This is a genomic window from Ignavibacteria bacterium, from assembly GCA_017302895.1.
Lineage (GTDB): Bacteria > Bacteroidota > Ignavibacteria > Ignavibacteriales > Ignavibacteriaceae > UTCHB3.
In genome coordinates, this window is sequence record JAFLBV010000002.1 from 623,657 (window position 1) to 643,356 (window position 19,700).

The 19,700-nt window shown below is 42.2% G+C and carries 18 protein-coding genes; 5 read left to right on the forward strand and 13 right to left on the reverse strand.

What is annotated here, in order from left to right:
- Positions 1-2 precede the first annotated feature (2 nt).
- From J0L60_10300 to J0L60_10320, 5 genes are all read right to left on the reverse strand, one after another.
- Positions 3-1,547: a T9SS type A sorting domain-containing protein gene (locus J0L60_10300; protein ID MBN8546507.1), complete on the reverse strand. Its 1,545-nt coding sequence runs from the start codon at positions 1,545-1,547 to the stop codon at positions 3-5.
- Between the two features lie 130 nt (positions 1,548-1,677).
- A complete protein-coding gene (locus tag J0L60_10305; protein MBN8546508.1) occupies positions 1,678-2,499 on the reverse strand; it encodes a transcriptional regulator in 822 nt (273 codons plus the stop codon).
- 266 nt (positions 2,500-2,765) lie between these two features.
- On the reverse strand, positions 2,766-3,278 hold the full coding sequence (locus tag J0L60_10310) for a thermonuclease family protein (protein ID MBN8546509.1): 513 nt from the start codon (positions 3,276-3,278) through the stop codon (positions 2,766-2,768).
- Between the two features lie 76 nt (positions 3,279-3,354).
- Positions 3,355-4,008 carry an SDR family NAD(P)-dependent oxidoreductase gene (locus J0L60_10315; protein MBN8546510.1) on the reverse strand — a complete coding sequence of 218 codons (654 nt, stop codon included), beginning with the start codon at positions 4,006-4,008 and terminating at the stop codon, positions 3,355-3,357.
- Between the two features lie 75 nt (positions 4,009-4,083).
- Positions 4,084-5,277 carry a glycosyltransferase gene (locus J0L60_10320; GenBank protein ID MBN8546511.1) on the reverse strand — a complete coding sequence of 398 codons (1,194 nt, stop codon included), beginning with the start codon at positions 5,275-5,277 and terminating at the stop codon, positions 4,084-4,086.
- Between the two features lie 136 nt (positions 5,278-5,413).
- On the opposite strand from J0L60_10320, the gene J0L60_10325 reads away from it, so the two are divergent.
- Genes J0L60_10325 through J0L60_10345 form a run of 5 tightly spaced genes read left to right on the forward strand, consistent with a single transcriptional unit; the run spans position 5,414 to position 9,613 of the window.
- Positions 5,414-6,745 (forward strand): UDP-glucose/GDP-mannose dehydrogenase family protein, encoded by a 1,332-nt coding sequence (locus J0L60_10325; protein MBN8546512.1) that lies wholly within the window; start codon positions 5,414-5,416, stop codon positions 6,743-6,745.
- On the forward strand, positions 6,742-7,695 hold the full coding sequence (locus tag J0L60_10330) for an SDR family oxidoreductase (protein ID MBN8546513.1): 954 nt from the start codon (positions 6,742-6,744) through the stop codon (positions 7,693-7,695). Before J0L60_10325 ends, J0L60_10330 begins: the two co-directional genes overlap by 4 nt.
- Positions 7,696-7,732: 37 nt before the next feature.
- On the forward strand, positions 7,733-8,287 hold the full coding sequence (gene def / locus J0L60_10335) for a peptide deformylase (GenBank protein MBN8546514.1): 555 nt from the start codon (positions 7,733-7,735) through the stop codon (positions 8,285-8,287).
- Positions 8,287-9,183: a methionyl-tRNA formyltransferase gene (locus J0L60_10340; GenBank protein ID MBN8546515.1), complete on the forward strand. Its 897-nt coding sequence runs from the start codon at positions 8,287-8,289 to the stop codon at positions 9,181-9,183. Before def ends, J0L60_10340 begins: the two co-directional genes overlap by 1 nt.
- Before the next feature lie 7 nt (positions 9,184-9,190).
- Positions 9,191-9,613 (forward strand): acyl-CoA thioesterase, encoded by a 423-nt coding sequence (locus J0L60_10345; protein ID MBN8546516.1) that lies wholly within the window; start codon positions 9,191-9,193, stop codon positions 9,611-9,613.
- 73 nt (positions 9,614-9,686) lie between these two features.
- Here the strand turns inward: J0L60_10345 and J0L60_10350 are convergent, their stop codons facing one another.
- The 8 genes from J0L60_10350 to J0L60_10385 all read right to left on the reverse strand — a co-directional run bounded on the left by J0L60_10350 (position 9,687) and on the right by J0L60_10385 (position 19,623).
- Positions 9,687-11,342 carry an acyl-CoA carboxylase subunit beta gene (locus J0L60_10350; protein ID MBN8546517.1) on the reverse strand — a complete coding sequence of 552 codons (1,656 nt, stop codon included), beginning with the start codon at positions 11,340-11,342 and terminating at the stop codon, positions 9,687-9,689.
- Between the two features lie 3 nt (positions 11,343-11,345).
- Positions 11,346-12,515 carry an acyl-CoA dehydrogenase gene (locus J0L60_10355; protein MBN8546518.1) on the reverse strand — a complete coding sequence of 390 codons (1,170 nt, stop codon included), beginning with the start codon at positions 12,513-12,515 and terminating at the stop codon, positions 11,346-11,348.
- A complete protein-coding gene (gene meaB, locus J0L60_10360) occupies positions 12,515-13,480 on the reverse strand; it encodes a methylmalonyl Co-A mutase-associated GTPase MeaB (GenBank protein MBN8546519.1) in 966 nt (321 codons plus the stop codon). Before meaB ends, J0L60_10355 begins: the two co-directional genes overlap by 1 nt.
- Entirely contained in the window at positions 13,477-14,058 is a 582-nt protein-coding gene (nadD, locus tag J0L60_10365; protein MBN8546520.1) for a nicotinate-nucleotide adenylyltransferase, read from the reverse strand. Before nadD ends, meaB begins: the two co-directional genes overlap by 4 nt.
- Complete coding sequence (locus J0L60_10370; protein MBN8546521.1) at positions 14,058-14,762, reverse strand: hypothetical protein; 705 nt, start codon at positions 14,760-14,762, stop codon at positions 14,058-14,060. The genes nadD and J0L60_10370 overlap by 1 nt, the downstream gene beginning before the upstream one ends.
- A gap of 72 nt (positions 14,763-14,834) precedes the next feature.
- Entirely contained in the window at positions 14,835-16,730 is a 1,896-nt protein-coding gene (locus J0L60_10375) for a PAS domain S-box protein (protein MBN8546522.1), read from the reverse strand.
- A gap of 8 nt (positions 16,731-16,738) precedes the next feature.
- Positions 16,739-17,176, reverse strand: coding sequence for a response regulator (locus J0L60_10380; GenBank protein MBN8546523.1), 438 nt, complete (start codon positions 17,174-17,176; stop codon positions 16,739-16,741).
- Positions 17,177-17,178: 2 nt separating this feature from the next.
- Positions 17,179-19,623, reverse strand: a complete 2,445-nt coding sequence (locus tag J0L60_10385; protein ID MBN8546524.1) for an MASE1 domain-containing protein — start codon at positions 19,621-19,623, stop codon at positions 17,179-17,181.
- Between the last annotated feature and the right edge of the window lie 77 nt (positions 19,624-19,700).

The following is a 19,700-nucleotide window of genomic DNA, read 5'->3' on the forward strand; positions in this document are numbered from 1 at the left end:
CTCTATTTGATTAATGTGAGTTTTTTGGTTAAAGACCTGTCACCTGCCTTCAGAGTGTAGAGATACACACCGGAATTTAGATTTGAAGCGTCAAACTCTACGGAATGGTTTCCGGCAGGAAGTGTCTTGTTGTTTATTATTTTGGCTACTTCTCTTCCCGTGATATCGAAAATTGAGAGAGTAACGTCTGTCTGTTCGGTAATGGAGAATGCAATATTAGTGGTTGGATTAAATGGATTTGGATAATTTTGTGAAAGCGTAAAGACTGAGGGAGTCTCGGTCGTTACTTCGATGGTGTTTGAATACTCAAATTTTCCGTCGTAATCCACTTGTTTCAATCTGTAAAGATAAGACCCTGTCACACCCGGTTTATCGCTGAAGACATATCTTCGTGGGGTAGTGGTGGTTCCGTGTCCCTCCATCTCACCGACGCGGATCCAGGTATTCCTGTCCGATGCGAGTGCTCTTTCTATTTCAAATCTTGCATTATTGAGCTCTGTGGCAGTCGTCCACCCCAGGTACACTTCGTTGTCTATCACCGAGGCATAAAATGATGACAGTTCGACGGGCACATAGGGTACCGTTGCCTTGTAAATTCCCGGTGACTGTGCTGCGAAAATTGTGAGAGTGTCAATAATATTTACGCTGTAATTACTTGCTGATAGTGAGGTTGTGATCCAGTTCAGTCCGCCGTCTTTGCTCACATAGATATTACTTCCTGAGTATCTGCCGGTCATAATAAAATCTGAATTCTCGGGGGCAATGTCAACACCCCACATGCTCAAACCGTTGAAAAAAGGAATTGCTGTCCAAGTCAGACCAAAATCGGTCGATTTCAAAAAACCACCACCACCACCCCATTTTGTAGCCCACGCGGTCCCCTTTTTCCTTAAATCCACTGCTATAGTTGGAATCTCACCGGAAGTAACATAAACCTGTGTCCATGTCACACCATAATTCGTTGAGCGGAAGATACCTGTGGTATTGTCACCCGCAAGGATTATGTGCGAACTGTCCGGAAACACTTCTAAATCGCAAGGAGTGGTAAAACCTGAAGCTGTACCAACCTGAGTCCAGGTTGATCCAAAATCATATGATTTGTAGAAAATATTGTTGCTCATTGTATAGATGGTATCAGGATGAGACGGGTCGGGAGTCATCGGTATACCAAAAAATGAAAAATTTGCATTATCGAGTGTAACCGTCCATGTCTGACCTGCATTCGTTGTCTTAACAATTTTGTCTGTGGACGCCTCTATTGCAGCTATCATGACCTGATTGTTTTTAGCTGTAGTGATAATATTCTTTACCCTTGTCGAGCCGGTAATAGATGTACCCCAGGGCGAAAATGTCTCGCCTCTGTCGGTACTTCGATATATTTGAGCACCTGTTCCGTAAAAGATTATGTTGGAATTGTTTGGATCACTCGTAATTGGATCCCCAAGACTTGACCCGCTTTGTTTGAGGGTCCATGTGTAAGTTTGTGCAAATGCTGCCGAAGAGAATGCAGCCAGCAGAAAAAAGAAAATGAGTTTTCTCACGATCATGCTCGATATTTATTATGTGATATGGTAATTATTCGGTAGGAGAATTATAATTTTCATGGATTAAAATAAACAATTTAAAATTATCCACAAAGTAATCAGGAATAAAAATTTGACTTTTTTTTAAGAAAACTTAAAATGAATTGGTTCTGAAGAAGGAATCGACCATTTCCCTGATTTTTATTTTAAGTTTTTCGGGTTCAATTATCTCAATCTGGTCCTGCCACCGCAAACACCAGCTCGCAAGTTTCTTATTGACCGGACCTCTGGTTTTCAGAGTAATAAAACCATTTTCGTCTTCTCGTAATTCAAAGGACTGGAACCAGATTTTTGAATAGATGCTGTTTCTGCAGGCAGCACTAAAACGCAATTCGATATCGTAGAGAGTATCAGAGGCTTTTTCTGCTCCCAAAGAGAAAGTAGCGGGCAGCACCTCAATTTCTTTGATTCTGCTTAAATAGAAAAACTTTTCGATATCCTCTCCCTCTTTCACCGCAATAAGCGCCCAATTAAAATCTGTCAATCTTAACTCAACAGGCTTTACTGTGTAGCTGTTTTCGATGTTGTCGGTAATCCGTACATATCGAAAGCTTAAAAGTCTCCTCTCATCCACAGCTTTTGCTGCTAGAGTTAGAACCTGAAAGAAGTTTTCCTGAAGAACTCCCGTTACAGCTTGAAGTTTATCATAGAGTAGTTTTCTGTTAAGCTTAAATGCGAGATACTCTGCAAGATATCCTGTTAGAATATCTTTTTGGGGGTTGTCGGCAATGAACAGGATTTTTTTTCTGCTGTATATTGGCAAACCAACCGAACGGTAATATTTCAAGTCGCGATTTATAGTGGTATCACTGACTTCATACTCCAGACTCAGGTCGATTAATGTCAGAGGTTCCCTGTTCATAAGGCGGGCAAGAATCTCGGTTCGTCTGATATTGTCGTTAATGTATTCTTTCATGATTCTCTTCTTCGAATGTCAAGGGTTCGCTATAGCAGAAATACTTAAAAAAAATTGTCATTCAATGAGACAAAATTCAGTAGATAACCTGATTAAGTTAGTATAGTAACAAATTAAAATTAGCAATAATTTAGTAAGGGTACCCGGGGGTTAAAGGGATCGGGTCATTGGGGAGACAAGGGGAACAATTTAAGGGCTGCCTGTCATCAGGCAGCCCTTTAATCTTGTCAGTCGGAGTAAATCCCATGCTCCGAATAAAATGAAGACTATTTCCAGAGTCCCCTGCTGTTTTCGCGTGCGAATCTAAACGCTTCACGAAACTGCTCTTCATATTTTACATTCGGGGCAATCGTTAGCGGATAAGCATAACCCTCCCTGATGATTATTTCGTTCAACATTGTTCCGTCCTCGAGATATACATAGCAAAGAAATCTGCCGTATTTATCCCTCTCTTGTGCATCGAACTCCAGCCGGACCTTGTCGCCTTTTTTGATCAGAGAAGCCATAAATTCCTTGGCCTTTTTCCCCATCGCAACAATTGTCTCCTGATCAAGGTTTTCTTCATCACTTTGTTTTTCAGCTCTTTTATTTCGTCTCGATTCAGGAGTGTCTATTCCAATCAGTCTGATTTTTTCTTTTCTTTCATTGAAAAAAACAGAAAATGTGTCGCCGTCTGTGATCTTATCTACAACAGCCACATCTTTGGCATCCTTGGTACCTCCACAACCTGCAAATAAAAAAGCAATCGCAACAACCAGTAAATATTTATTCATTCCCATATCAAACCCCGTTTATTAAAAAAACAATCAAACTAATTACCCGGACAGCTCATAGATCATAGTTCATAGATCATAGCTAAAGAATGGTTTCCGCCCCGTTTTTACCAGAGACATAAAGATCATAAAATTTGGAAGCGATATTAGCCGGATTATGAACCGGGTTTGAAGCATCGACGATTCCACAGACTGTAACAGTACCGACAATTATTCCTGACCCCTCGACAGCTTTTGAAAGAGAGAGTGCAAGATTTCGGATGCCGGCTTTACCAATTCCCAAAGAGGCGTAGTTCGGATCAGGATACAATGCAAATCCACCACCGGTCAAGAGGATGCAACCGGTTCCCCTCTTTTTCATCCCGGGGATCACTTCTTTTGCAGAAATAACAGCTCCGATTACATTCATTTTAAAATCATGAATCATTCCCTCTGTTGTATCATCCAAAATATTCACACCCTTTATGTTGGCAACATTGTACAAGAGAACATCGGGTGTCCCCAATTCCTCCTCAATTCTTTTGAGTGCATCTTTTAATGAGAATTCGTCAGCAGCATTTCCTATGTAGAATTCAGATTTGATACCATCAGCTTCGAGCATATCTTTGTATTCACGAAGTTTTTTACCATTTCTGCCGACCATCGCAACAATAAAATTTTCCTTGCCGAATTTCCTTGCGACACCAAAGGCGATACCGCCTCCCATTCCAACAATTACAATTACTTTCTCCGTCATAAATGTATCCTTCTAATTAGAAAATTTCTAACCATTAACTATAAAAACTCATAACTAATAATTCAAAACTAATAACTAACTCCTTCTCGTCGGCTCCCATGTCGATGTTTTTTGCATCGTAAAATAGGCAAATGTACCGAACAGAAATGCAGTGATTGTTCCGTAAAAATAGTAAAACAATAGAAACGGGGACGACTTAATTCCCAACCTGCCAAGAACAAAACCAAGAAATGCCATCACCAAACTGGAGAGAATGGCCACAAGGATGATTGAATAAAAATTCCAAAACACAGAGCTCAATACAACCCCGGCGAACATGATGATCAGCAAAAACGGGGTCATCCATCTGAGTATTTTATGAGACCAGAGGAAAAAAGCTGCGACATTTCCGAAAGGAAACCAGAATTCCGAGAGGAAACGCAAGCTGCCCAAATTGCTTATCTGTATCCGTTTTTTTCTCTTAAACTCATCCTCATTCGATGGGGAAGGCTCCTCGAGTGCGAAAGCACTTTTGTCGTAATTGAATTTATGACCCTTCGCGAGTACCTTCATACAGGTAACAAAATCATCATTTAAAGGCAGACCTTCGGGATACTCGAAATAAAGTTCTCTTCTGATGGCATAAATTCCTCCATTTGCTCCAATCAGTTTTCCCAAAATACCCTCTTGTGCCTTCAACCACGATTCAAAACTCCAGTAACTCCCCTCCTGATTCCCGGAAACGCTCTCTTGAAGATGAATTTCTCCCGATACACCCCCGACACGCCTGTCATAAAAATTCTCCGCAAGTCTTTGCAAAGCATTCTCATCGAACATCATATTTGAATCGCAAAAAACGAGGATATCACCTTTGGCTTCCTGGTAAATCCAGTTAAGAATCCCTGTTTTTCCACGCCGTTTACCTGAATGAAAGAATTTTACATTGGGATGTTCTGCTGAAATCGCTGTAACAATATCTCCTGTTTTATCTTTCGAGTTGTCGCTGCCCACTATAATTTCAAAAGTTCCTGCCGTTATCTTCGAATTAAGCAGGCAGGCAAGAGTTCTGGCGATCACTTTTTCTTCATTATATGCAGCTATCAGTACCGAAATCAGCGGTCGGTCTTCATCCGGTTGCAAAGGATGCTGACGATGCAAATCGTTAATATCTGATGCAGATTTTGACTTCCGATTCCTTGTGGAAGTTGCAAATGCCCACACCAAAACAGGATACAAAACATAACTGTGAAAGAGCAGGAAGAAAGGTAGAAAAAACAATATTTCGGGCATTAAGTCTCTATAAAAAAAAATTAACCTGATACCAAATTTACTCAACTTTTTGCATTCCGTTCTTATTCTCAACATATTTCATCCGCCTGATTTATATTTGTATTGAAAATCTTAATTATTTTGTGTAAAGAACCATATGAATATTGCAGTTATCGGAACAGGATATGTAGGTCTGGTTACAGGAACATGCTTTGCAGAAGTGGGAAACAATGTTATCTGCATTGACAATGACCAGAAAAAACTTGAAAAACTAAACAACCACAAAATTACCATCTACGAGCCCGGTCTCGAAGTTGTTTATGAGCGGAATTTTATCAACGGAAGACTTTCCTTCACAGATGACCTGCCTTCCGCAGTTCGCGCCTCCGATATTATTTTTCTCTGCCTTCCGACTCCACAGGACGAGGATGGTTCTGCCGATCTTACCCATGTAATGAATATAACCATTCGAATCGGTGATATACTGCAGGGAAACAACGATTACAAATTGATTATCAACAAATCAACCGCCCCGGTCGGGACAGGTGAAAAGATTAAAAGCATCCTCACCGAAAAGAAAATAAAAAATTTCGATGTTGCTTCTAATCCTGAATTCCTTCGTGAAGGATTTGCTGTCGAAGACTTTATGAAACCCGATCGTGTAGTAGTGGGTTCAGATTCTCCCAGGGCTCTCGAACTGTTGCGTGAACTCTATGAACCGTTCGTAAATCAGGATAATCCGTTAATCGAAATGGATATCAGAAGCGCGGAAGTTACGAAGTACGCTTCAAACGGCTTTCTCGCCACAAAAATTACATTTATGAACGATCTCGCAAGGTTCTGCGAAAAAGCTGATGCAAACATCGACCTGATTAGAATGGGAATGGGTGCTGACGGCAGAATAGGAAAAAAATTCCTTCTCGCAGGCATCGGTTATGGCGGTTCCTGTTTCCCAAAAGATGTGAATGCGCTGATAAAGACTTCAGAGGATTTTGGAGCAAAACTGTCAATCCTCACTGAAGTTGATAAAATTAACAAGACTCAAAGACTTCACTTCTTCAACAAAATAAAGAAGCACTTCAAAGGTGACCTAAAAAACAAAAAACTCGCTGTCTGGGGACTGGCATTCAAACCCGACACAGATGACATGCGGGAAGCCCCCTCTGTAACCGTAATCAGACTCCTCCTCAACGAAGGAGCTGCAGTTACTGCTTACGATCCTGTAGCTTCTGAGAATGCAAAGTTCTATCTTGGCAACAGTATAGTATATGCTTCCGACAAGTATGAAGCTCTCAAAGGTGCAGATGCACTCGTAATCTTTACAGAATGGGCAGAATTTAAGCGGCCTAAATTTACAATTCTGAAAGAAAATCTCGCGAATCACACAATTTTTGACGGCAGAAATATTTTCGAACTCAAAGAGATGCAAAAAGAGAACTTCAACTATTTCTCGATTGGCAGAAAAACTATTTTGAAGGCTGTTGAATGAGAAAAACAGCGGTTGTTACGGGTGGTGCCGGGTTCATAGGTTCTTTCTTATGCGAAAAGCTCTTAAGTCTGGACATGAAGGTTATCTGCCTGGACAATCTGATCACAGGTAACATAAATAATGTCGGACATCTCTTTGGCAATGACGGTTTTTCTTTCATCAAACACGATGTTACAAACTTTATTCATGTGCCGGGCAATGTCGATTATATTCTTCATTTTGCTTCTCCTGCTTCACCCTTGGATTATCTGCAGTTCCCTATTCAGACTCTGAAAGTGGGTTCACTAGGAACTCACAAGGCACTTGGTCTCGCCAAGGAGAAAAATGCAGTGTTTCTGCTTGCCTCCACTTCAGAAGTTTATGGTGATCCCCTCGTCCATCCTCAATCTGAAGATTATTGGGGAAATGTAAACTCTGTCGGTCCAAGAGGTGTCTATGATGAAGCAAAAAGATTTGCCGAATCACTCACGATGGCTTATAACAGATATCATTCAGTAAGGACAAGAATAGCCAGAATATTCAATACATATGGTCCAAGGATGAGACTAAAGGATGGCAGGGCGCTTCCGGAGTTCATCCAGCAGGCGCTTACTGGGGAGCCGTTGACAGTTTTCGGAGACGGATCACAAACCCGCAGTTTCTGTTACATAGACGATCTTGTTGACGGACTGATTAAACTGTTACTCTCCGAAGAAACCGGTCCTGTAAATCTTGGAAATCCCGATGAAATCACAATAAAGGATTTTGCAGAGGAGATAATTGAACTAACTGACTCAAATTCTGTGTTGATGTATATGGATTTACCGGAAGACGATCCAAAAGTGCGACAGCCTGATATTTCCCGTGCATTGAAAATTTTGGGCTGGAGTCCGAAAGTCGATCGAAAATCAGGCATCCTGAAAACAATCGAATACTTCAGGCAACAACTGGAGCATTCAATAACTCACTGATCAGTAAACAAACATTTGCATTATTGAATAAAAAGAAATGACATTAATTCCTGTAAACCAGTACGGCGATAAGATTTTAAGAAAAAAAGCTGTCCCCGTCCAAAAAATTGATCCTGAACTTGTAAAATTTGTAAAAGACATGTTCGAAACTATGCATAATGCATACGGCGTTGGTCTGGCAGCAAATCAGGTAGGCTCCAACAAATCTGTTTTTGTTGTGGATATTTCAGTGATGAAGGAATTCCCGGATGAAAAACCGAGAGTCTTCATTAATCCGAAAATCATCGACAGATCCGAGAAAACCTGCTCCTACGAGGAAGGCTGCCTCTCAATTCCTGATGTTAGAGCCGATGTTATTCGACCCGAAAAAGTAACAATTTCATACAAGGACCTCGATTTTAACGATCAGGTAATGGAAGTTGACGGATTTTTATGCAGAGTGATCCAACACGAGTATGACCATCTTAACGGCATCTACTTCACCGATTGCATCGATGAAACCGAGCAGAAAAGGCTAAAAAAGGAATTAATCAGGATCAAGAACAGAAAAATTGAAGTTGAATACCCCGTTACACCACGGGAACGCGACTGATGCGAATTGTCTTTTTCGGAACCCCTTCCATTGCCGTAAGGTGTCTTGAAAAACTTCAGGAGTCAGGGAAAAACATTGTTGCAGTAGTTACAGTAACGGATAAGGAACAAGGAAGGGGTAAAAAGATACTTCCTTCACCCGTCAAGGAATTCGCACTCCAAAATTCAATTCCTGTCCTTCAACCAGAATCACTGAAATCAGAGGAGTTTTTTAGCGACCTTCGGGCTCTAAATGCCGACCTGTTTATAGTGGTGGCATTCAAAATTCTCCCCCGCTCAATCTTCTCAATGCCAAAATATGGAAGTTTCAATCTGCACGGATCGCTGCTCCCAAAATACAGAGGTGCTGCCCCGATTCAATGGGCAATAATAAATGGTGATGAGGTAACAGGGCTAACAACTTTCGCCCTCGCTGACAAGGTTGATACCGGAAATATTTACCTGATGAAAAGTGTGGTGATAGAACCTGAAGACAACTTCGGATCACTCTATGAAAAAATGTCCGCCACTGGTGCTGAAATGGTGCTTGAAACTGTTGAAATGATTGAGTCCGGAAATTACACCCTGCTCCCGCAAAACGATGAACTTGCAACTCCCGCACCAAAAATCACCAAGGAGACATGCCAAATAGATTTTAACAATTCTGCAATAAATATTCACAATCTTGTCAGAGGACTCTCCCCATCACCCGGTGCTTTTTTTATACATGACGGGAAACATTTCAAGGTGTTCAGGACTTCACCGGCAGATATGACACTTTCACCCGGTCAGTTTACAACCACAAAACATCAGATTTTTGTTGGTACAGGGCAAGGTGCTCTCGAAATTTTAGAAATTCAGCCTGAAGGCAAAAAGCGAATGAAGGCCGATGAGTTTTTAAGAGGATATAAGCTCTGATTCTTTTATGGAAAACGACTTTTCTTCTCTGAAACCCTTTGAATTAATTATCCCCGTCACTCCCGAACATATTGATCTCCTTAACCATGTAAACAATCTTATTTATGTCAACTGGATTCAGGAAGCTGCCGTCACGCACTGGAACACTTGTGCGGAACCTCAACTCAAGGAATCGATAGCTTTCGTAATCGCCCGGCATGAAATTGATTACAAGTATTCTGCAAGACTTGGCGATACAGTCGTAGTCAAAACATGGGTTGGAAAAACCAGGAAATACCTCTTCGAAAGATACACCAGGATTTACAGACAATCAGATTCGAGGGTTTTCGTTGACGCCCTTTCTCTATGGTGTCCCATTGATCTCAAAACAATGCGACCTGTCAGACCTTCTCCTAACTTAATCTCGAAGTGGTCTGTTACCGAAGGCTAAAACCAATCAAAGATGGTTGAAGGCTGAAAACCAATCAAAGATGGTTGAAGGCTGAAGGCTGAGATCCATTGAATTAAACCTGTATAACTCCCACCTTGAATTCCTCAATATCGGGATTGTTATTCGCTGCTTCCAAACACCGGGAAATATATTCTCTCGTTCTTGCAGGATCAATAACTTCATCAATCCATAGCCTGGCAGCCGCATAAAGAGGAGAAGATTTGCTGTCGTAAGAATCCCTTATCTCATCGTGCATTCTGAGTTTTTCTTCCTCGCTGAGCTCTTTCCCTTTTTTTTGCAGTTGCTTGATCTTAATATCCAGAAGCACATTGGCAGCCTGACTTCCGCCCATCACGCTGATTTTTGCAGCAGGCCACGCAAAGATAAATCTCGGATCATAAGCCTTCCCGCACATTGCATAGTTACCGGCACCGTAACTGTTTCCGGTGATTATGGTGATCTTTGGGACAACACTGTTAGCAACCGCATTTACCATTTTGGCACCGTCTTTTATAATTCCCCCGTGCTCGGCTTTGCTCCCAACCATGAAACCGGTAACATCCTGAAGGAAGAGAAGTGGAATTTTCCTCTGATTGCAGTTTAAGATAAACCTCGTGGCTTTATCGGCACTGTCAGAGTAGATAACACCTCCGACCTGCATCTCCCCTTTTGCCGATTTCACCACAGACCGTTGGTTTGCTACAATCCCAACAGCCCAACCGTCGATACGGGCGTAAGTGGTGATTATCGTTTTTCCGTAGCCGGCTTTATACTCATCGATCTCAGAATTGTCCACAATCCTCGCGAGCAACTCGTAAGTGTCATATTGCTTAATAGGGTCATCAGGAAGAATCCCGTAAATCTCATTTTCACTAAAAGCGGGTGGAGATGAACGAACTCTCGAGAAACCCGCCTTCTTTGAGTCAGCAAATTTCTCTATGAGGCTTCGGATCTGATCGATACATTCTTCATCGTTCTCCATCACATAATCGGTTACACCGGAGATATTTGATTGAACAACCGCACCACCGAGACTTTCATTATCTATAACTTCACCAATTGCGGCTTTAACGAGGTGTGACCCCGCCAGAAAAACCGATCCCTCACCTTTCACTATCAACGCCTCATCACTCATTATGGGAAGATACGCACCACCCGCTACGCATGGTCCCATTATTGCAGCTATTTGGGGGATTCCCATCGCAGACATTTTGGCATTATTTCTAAAAATTCTTCCAAAATGCTCTTTGTCAGGGAAAATTTCGTCCTGCAGAGGGAGAAATACTCCAGCACTGTCGACCAGATAAATTATCGGGAGTCTGTTTTCTATCGAAATCTCCTGTGCGCGGAGATTCTTTTTACATGTGACGGGGAACCAGGCTCCTGCCTTTACAGTGGAATCATTGGCAACTATCACACAGTCCCTCCCATGAATTTTGCCGATACCGAAAACCGTACCTGAACTTGGTGCCCCGCCCCACTCTTCATACATTCCATATGCGGCGAAAGTATTCAGTTCCATGAAAGAAGTGCCCTGATCAATCAATCGGGATATTCGCTCTCTGGCAGGCATCTTTCCCTTTTCTCTCATTTTTTGAAGAGCTTTCTCACCACCACCTTTGTGAGTTATTTTTCGCTCATTTTCAAGTTTTCTGACAACCTGTTTGTACGCATCTTCCCTTACAAGAAAGGAAGTTTCTTCCGAAAGGGGCTTTCCAATTTTTTTCATCTGCTAATCACCAAGAAGGTTGCGTGAAATTACAATTCTTTGCACTTCAGATGTACCCTCACCTATGGTAAGGAGTTTTACATCCCTGTAGAATTTCTCAACGGGGAAATCCTTAATAAATCCGTAACCGCCAAAAATTTGTACTGCCTGATTGGAACATCTCTCTGCCACTTCACTCGCAAAGAGCTTTGCCATCGCGGCAATATTTCCGAGTGGTTTTCCGGAATCCTTTATGGTAGCGGCTTTGAAAGTCATTAACCTTGCTGCTTCAATTTCAGTTGCCATGTCGGCAAATTTGAATTGTATCCCTTGAAAGGCGTTTATAGGCTTACCGAACTGGTGCCTCTCGCCCGAATATTTTAATGACTCCTGAAGTGCACCCTCTGCGAGTCCAACACTCAGAGCTGCTATCGAGATTCTTCCACCCTCAAGAATTTTCATTGCCTGTTTAAATCCTTCGCCTTCGATACCAATGAGATTTTCAGCCGGTACTCTACAATTATCGAAAGTCAACTGGCAGGTGTCGCTCGATCTCATGCCAAGTTTGTTCTCTTTCTTGCTGACGATAAATCCGGAGGTGCTTTTTTCAACGATGAAAGCTGAAATACCTCTCGAGTGTTTGGATTTGTCCGTAACAGCCATAATTACAGCGACATGACCCACACCACCATGTGTGATAAAGGTTTTACTGCCGTTCAGAACCCACTCGTTGCCATCTTTTACTGCGGTAGTAAGCATTGAAGCAGCATCACTTCCTGAAACGGGTTCTGTAAGCCCCCATGCACCAATAAACTCTCCTGATGCAAGTTTTGGCAGATACTTCCGTTTTTGATCTTCATTTCCGTGCATGAGAATGTGATTTGTACACAAACCATTGTGTGCAGCTACTGTAAGCGCAACAGACGGATCCACTTTTGCAAGCTCCTCTATTATAAGTGCATACTCTGTATAACCCAAACCTGAGCCGCCATACTCTTCGGGAACAAGAATTCCCATGCAGCCCATCCCGGCAAGTTCCTTCACTATCTCAAACGGAAAGGCTTGAGATTCATCATACTCCATTACTACCGGTTTCATTGAATTAATCGCCAGATCCCTGACAGCCGCCTGAATTGCTCTTTGTTCCTCTGTGAAGTCGAGAAGAAAACTGTTTGATCCCGTATTTGTATCCATCACTGCTGCCTTTCTTTTAAAAATTCTTTATACTTCTCGATGATTTTCTTTGAGAGAGTATATGGTGAAATTTGCTTTTCCAAAACACCTTGTATCGAATCATGAAGAAACTGAGTCCCTCCCGAGGACCATAGCTCTCCAAGTATTTCACTCTCAACGATCTCCTCCAACCGGTTTTTTTCCCTCTCTTTTCTCCGTAGCATCAATTTCCCGGTGGAAACAAGATATTCTTTGTGTCTTTCAATCTCGAGAGCAACTTCGTCAATTCCTTTGTTTTCATTTGCCGAAGTTTTTATAACTGCAGGCATCCAGCTAGTTTCGTCATGGTCGCGAAACTGGAGCATGGTTTTTATTGAGGCTACTGCCTGCTCGGCTCCGGGACGGTCACCTTTGTTCAGAACAAAGAAGTCAGCTATCTCCATCAGTCCCGCTTTCATCGCCTGAACTGTATCCCCGGATTCGGGAACCAAAACCACTATTGTGGTATCTGCAGCTTTTGCAATATCCAGTTCCGATTGCCCCACTCCAACAGTTTCATAAATGATAACTTCATATCCGGCAGCATCCAGCACATCAGAAGCATCAACCGTTTTCCGGCTTAGCCCGCCAAGACTTCCCCTCGTAGCCATACTTCGTATAAAAACACCATCCAAATTTCCGATTTCGGTCATTCGGACTCTGTCACCCAGCAGGGCACCGCCCGTAAAAGGACTCGTAGGATCAACTGCGATCACAGCGACAGTAATCCCCTGCTTCCGAAGAAGTTTAACCAGTTGCAGTGTTAAGGTGCTTTTGCCTGCCCCCGGAGGTCCTGTAATTCCTACTTTGTAGGCTCTTCCGGTATGCCGGTGGAGTTCTTCAAGAAGTCCGGCGTAACCTTCACGCTCTGATTCAACACGGGTGATTGCCCGAGCAATGCTTCTTTTATCTTTTTCGAGGATTTTGGTGATTTCAATTTCTGTCATTCAAGGTACAGTTTTTCTTTTTTAATGTATTCAACAACAAGTCGAGGCACAAGAAAATCTATCGGAAGACTCTCTCTTATTCTGTCTCTGATCCCGGTAGAACTGATTTCAATCATTGGTGAATCCACAAAGATGGCTTCACTAAAAAATCTGTTTTTATTTTCCATTTCCCTGTTATCAGTCTTTCGAGTGAGAACAATCAGTTTTGCTTCCTTTACGATCTCTTCGGGCTTGTACCATTTGTGAAAATCCAGAATGTTGTCGAAACCGATGATTAATTCAATATCCGGGTAGCTTTTTTTCAAGTGCATTATAGTATCGTAAGTGTAGGACACTCCCCCTTTTTTCAACTCGTAATCACTTATTTCGTAGGAGGGATTCTCACCAATGGCGAGCTCGAGCATTTTAATCCTCTTTTCACCATCCAGAATATCCGGTTTTCTTGTCTTGAACGGTGAAATGTTACAAGGCATCAGAATTATTTTGTCGAGATTTCTCAACTCCTTCACTCTTTGTGAAGTGATGAGATGTCCAAAGTGCACGGGATTAAATGTGCCGCCGAAGAGACCAACAGCCACTAAAGTAACTCTTTATATTCTACAAAAAGTTCAGTAAATCTGTCATGCATCAGGAAACTGCATGCGGGGATGCTTTCTTTTGCAGATAGATATTCATACAAAAGTTTAAAGTCTTTTGTCGATTTGACGACGGTGCCTGAAATACCACCGGTAATTGGTCTTGAGTTAAGCATTAAAATATGTTGCAATAGTTTATCGTAAGGATTGAGAATATTCAATAGAAGATCAGATTGTTTCAATTCCATGTAATTGAAAGCGACAGCGGATAAATAACCGTTTTGTGACCGGATCAGAAAAGTAGTTTCATCCTCCAGCTCGACCTGCTTTACCATCTCGACATAATCCTGCGGTTTAAGTCCCATCACAAGAGGATTTACGGCAACAATGAGATCCTGTGCCTCTGCTGAATCCTCTAAAATCTCCCTGATAATCTGAACCTGATTCCCCTCTTCGTAGAAGACAATCTCAAGGTGTTCAAACCGCTGCAATTCATCCAGACCCTCGGCGCTTATGTCAAATTGATGAAAAAGTGCTGTTATTTTGACCGGGAAGTCGAGAGCACTGACCACCTCGAACTGATTTATTAAAAGATTCCGACGAAGAAACGAGGAATTACTTTTATCAAAATGAGGGAATTCCTCAACCTCGAACAAATTAAAAACGGGTTTGGAAACATAAAACAGCACATTGACGGTTCGGTGCATCAGATCCGTTGAATCTTTAATAAATTTAATGGAAACCGAAAGTTAAGTATTTTTCAGGAAAATGTCAAAAAATCAACGGTCCTTTGGGAACCAAACAGTGAAAGTCGATCCTTTCCCGGGTTCCGATTCCACATCAATTTTACATTTATTAAGGTCAACAAGTTTTTTTACAATTGGCAATCCCAACCCAAGTCCCTCGAACGGGCGGCTGTACCCTGTCTCCTGCTGGACGAAAGGTTCGAAAAGATTGGGCAGGAAATCATCAGATATTCCAGTCCCGCTATCCCGGACGGAAACATTCACTCCTCCACTCTCACCATCTGACAGGGAAATTGTGACTCCGCCTTCTCGTGTAAACTTAATGGCATTCTCGACGAGAAAGAAAAGAATGTTCTTGGCATCAGCAGCATCTACAAAGACTGAATCATCATCCGTTTCTTTAACAACCGATAATTTAAGATTCTTCCGTTCAACCTCTTCTTTATTATCGTTTACAACTCTTTCCAATAAGGACATCAGGCCGGTGTGCTCAGATTTCATTTCGTGATCCCCGGTCTGCAACTGCGACATGAGGAGCATCATTTCAACTGTATTTATCAATCTCTGAGTGCTTTTTATCAAGGAATTGAAATAAACCAGATCCTCAGGTGATGCCGATTCTTCGAAAATTTCCTGAATTATCCCTGCCATCCCGACAATGCCGTTCAACGGAGTTCGAATCTCGTGAGATAAATTATTAATAAAGGCATCTTTCAGACTGTTTGCCCGTTCGGCTTTTTCTTTGGCAACAAGAAGACTTTCCTCAAACAATTTGATCTGTGTAATGTCTGTAATTGTACCAACATAACCGATGGTTTCGCCAACCACAATCTCGGGAACGGAATTCCCCATCACCCAGACTATGGTGCCGTCCGGCTTGATAAATCTGTAATGCGCCTGTGAAGTGACATTTTCTTCACAAGCCATTTTCCAGTTATCAACCAGTATTTGCTTGTCTTCGGGATGAACACCCTTTAACCATCCATAGCCAAGTGCCTCAGCAAAGGGAATGCCTGAAAGTTCTGACCATTTTGGATTTACATAAGTAGTCGATCCATCGGGATCGGTTCTGAAAATCCCGACAGGTGAAACCATCGCAAGAGTGTGAAAGAGCTGCTGACTTTCCCTGAGAGCATCCTCAGCTTTTTTCTGTTCGGTTATATCTTCAACAATTCCGTCATAGTAGAGTGGAGAACCGTCTTTGTCTCTGATAAGTCTTGCGCTCTCCCTTACATAAATGAAACTTCCATCCTTCCTCATCCATTTCGATTTATGTCCCTTTATCTCTTCCTGCTTCTCAATCACATCCAGAAATATTTTTCTTTCGTTGAAATTTTCATATCCTCTCTCTTCAATATTGATTGCTTGAAGTTCCTCTATCGAATTGTACCCGACCATTTTCAGAAGTGTCTGATTGGCGAGCAACACCTCACCTTTATAATTCGTCCTGTATAATCCCATCACTGCATTGTTGTAGAGCTCTCTGTACTGTTCTTCACTTTCGGAAAGCTGCTTCTGAGTCCAGACCCTGAGCTTTTTCTCATTCCCGAGTTCAAGAGCACGGTCAATCGCTGAGGGGAGTCGCGCCAGTCTGTCTTTAAGTATGTAGTCGGTTGCCCCGGCTTTAAGCAGCTCCACTGCTGTCTCTTCGCCAATCGAACCGGAAACACAAATAAAAGGAATGAGAGAACAACATTGCAACATGTCTTCCAGCGCCCCAAATGCGTTGTAACCCGGGAGCATGAAATCACATAGTATCAGATCAAAATCCGGTGTTTTTAAAGCTTCCAGATATTCTTCTTTCGATGCAACCCACTTCATTCTGGTCTCAAAACCCGCATCCACAAGGAGTTCTGCGATCAATTCTGAATCGTACCTGGAATCTTCCAGGTGAAGAATATTAACTGTTTTCCGTTCTTCGTTAATCATCAAGTTCCTTAGATATGATTCATTGGCAATTCATTTAGAATACCCCAGAATATTCCAATTTGTTTGACGGCATCGACAAACTCATTGAAATCAACAGGCTTTACAACATATGCGTTTACACCAAGTTCATAACATGTTTTTAAATCGGGTTCTTCCCTTGAAGAGGTAAGCATAACAACGGGGAGTTTCTTAAATCTCGGATCAGTCCTGATTACTCTCAGCACTTCAATTCCGTCCATTCTTGGCATTTTTATGTCGAGTAACAGGACTGCCGGTGGTTCCGGACTCCGGTTTGCGAACTTCCCTTCAAAGTTCAGGTATTGCATAACCTCAACTCCATCTTTAAGCACTATCACCTGATTGGCAAGATTGTGTTCGTTGAGTGCTTCAAGAGTTAATTCGACATCCATTGGATTGTCTTCCGCAAGTAAAATTGTTTTTAACATTGTCATGTTGTTTCCTTTGCCTTTTTTGGAAGTGAAAAAAAGAATTCCGCACCCTTCTCGGGTTCGGCTTCTGCCCAAACCCTTCCACCATGTCTCACTATTATTCGCTGTACATTTGCAAGTCCGATTCCTGTTCCCTCAAACTCATCCTTTGGGTGAAGTCTCTGAAATACGCCAAAAAGCTTTTGTGAATAGTTCATATCAAACCCGGCACCGTTATCCTTGACACTAAAAATATACTCCGGGTCTGTTTCCTGCCAGCTTATCCGGATTTTGGTGTTTTCTACTTTTTTTGAAAATTTGATGGCATTGCTAAGTAAATTCACCCAGACCTGTCGGATAAGAGAAGCATCTGCAAAAACTTCGGGCAACTCGCTAATGTCCCACTCAATAGAGCGATTCACCACACCCCTGCTGCTCGATTCCACCACTTCCTTCACAAGTCCGTTCATGTCAAGAAAAGCAGCCCGCATCTCAGCCCTTCCCGTCCGGGAGAACTGGAGCAAATCATCAATCAGTTCACCCATCTGTCTGGAAGACAAGGCAATTGAATTGAGATAATGCTCCCCTTTTTCAGAAAGATTCACCTTCTCTCTTTTCAGAAGCAGATCAACATAACCGCTAATATGCCTGAGTGGAGCCCTGAGATCATGCGAAACAGAGTATGAAAATGCTTCGAGTTCTTTGTTCTTAAAATCGAGTTCCTGAGTCCTCGCGATCACCCTCTCTTCGAGCTCAGCATTCAGTTTCTGAATTTCTTTCCTTGACTTCACACTCTCGGTTACATTTCTTCCGATACCAAGCAGCCCGGTTATTTCACCTTCATCGTTCTTCAACGGCAATTTTGAGGTAAGCAACCAGATGATTTCGCCATTTTCGTCGAGAACAAACTCCTCTTTATTGATAATGGGATTTCCTGTTTCAATCACATATCGGTCATCCTTCATAAATCCTTCAGCCAGGTCGGGAGGGTGGAGCTCCAGATCAGTCTTTCCGATCACCTCAGCTTCTGAACTAACATGCATGTTATACAAATCAGCAGGATTGGCAATTACTTTTCGAAGTTCAATGTCCTTACTGTATATGGCATCAGGAATGTTGTCGATAAGTGTGCGCAGCAGCTTCCGTTCCCGCCTTACCTCCTTTTCCGTCGCACGCAGATCGGTAATATCCCTGATCACTGCAACCACATCGTCACTGTCATCCATTCGGAATAAACGGGCTTCGAGGTCCCTGTTCTCTCCCGAAGTTTTTGAAATGAAATCGAATCCCTTGAGTTTCTCTTTCTTTCCAAAATTTACAAACTGATTTTGAATTGAAGCCCAAAGTTCCTCGGTGAAAAGAACTGAGAGAGGCTGATTTTTTATTTTTTCCGGATCATCAAGATGAAATGTTGGATTGGTGGTGTAACAATCGAGTATTATACCGTCTCTGGAAAATTTAAAGTACAGGTCGGGTAAAACCCTGAAGACAGCCCTTAAATCGTTTGCACTTTGAATGGCTTTCTCTTCATGAAACTTCTTTTCGTTTGTTGACGCTGAAAATGAAAGGGATGTGAAAGCGAGTATGCTTACAAACCCCTGAAGAAGGAGTAAGGAAGTATTTCTTGTATCTTTTACAAAGGGACCGAATCCGTTTACTGTACCATCCACAGCTATTATAGATATGATCGCGATGCTAAGATATGCAGCCACAGGGTTGAATTTTTGTGCCACCCAGATTATCAACGGGAAAAAAATGAACGGCATCAACAAGGATAAGATATGATTCGGCGAATTCGTGAAAACTATAAAAGACATGAGTGTGAAACATAAGCCGATAATAGTCGACTCAACTATATCCTTCGGTTCAAGTTCACTTACTTTTAAATTTAGAATTGTATATACGGCAGGTGTAAAAATGATGATACCCGTGGCATCACCCAGCCACCAGGTCAGGAAAAAAGCGGGATAAAAATCCCAGCTCGCCAGATTTGAGATGCAAAATGCAGCAGGACCCGCTCCGGCACTAACCAGAGACATCACAAAAGCAATTAATGTAAATCCTACAACGGCTCTCACTCTTGTAAATAACGAAGTCAGAATCGAAAATTTTTTGATCAACCAGTAGCCGGTAATGCCTTCAAGTGTGTTCCCGATCGCTGTCACTATTCCTACGATTGATGGTATCAGATACCCCTGACTCAGATCACCTGAAAGCATGGTCCAAAGATTTGCAAGAAATGCACCCGCAGCAATTCCGGGCGAAACCCGGTAGCCACACATAAGGAAAAATGCTAGAGCTATTCCCGAGGGGGGCCATACAGGGGAGGCGTTGCTGCCGGGCAGGGCGAGAAGAAGACTTGTCCGTGCGACAAGTAAGTAAACCAAAGTCACAATCAGGTTGTCACGCAGAAAATTGCCGGGCTTCGGTGAAGAATTGCAATCAAATCGACTATTTGTCATCATTAAATTCTTCTCATTAACAGGGTGAATTCTGTTTTTTCCAGACTTAAATTAATCATATTTCATGAAATATTAGTCTG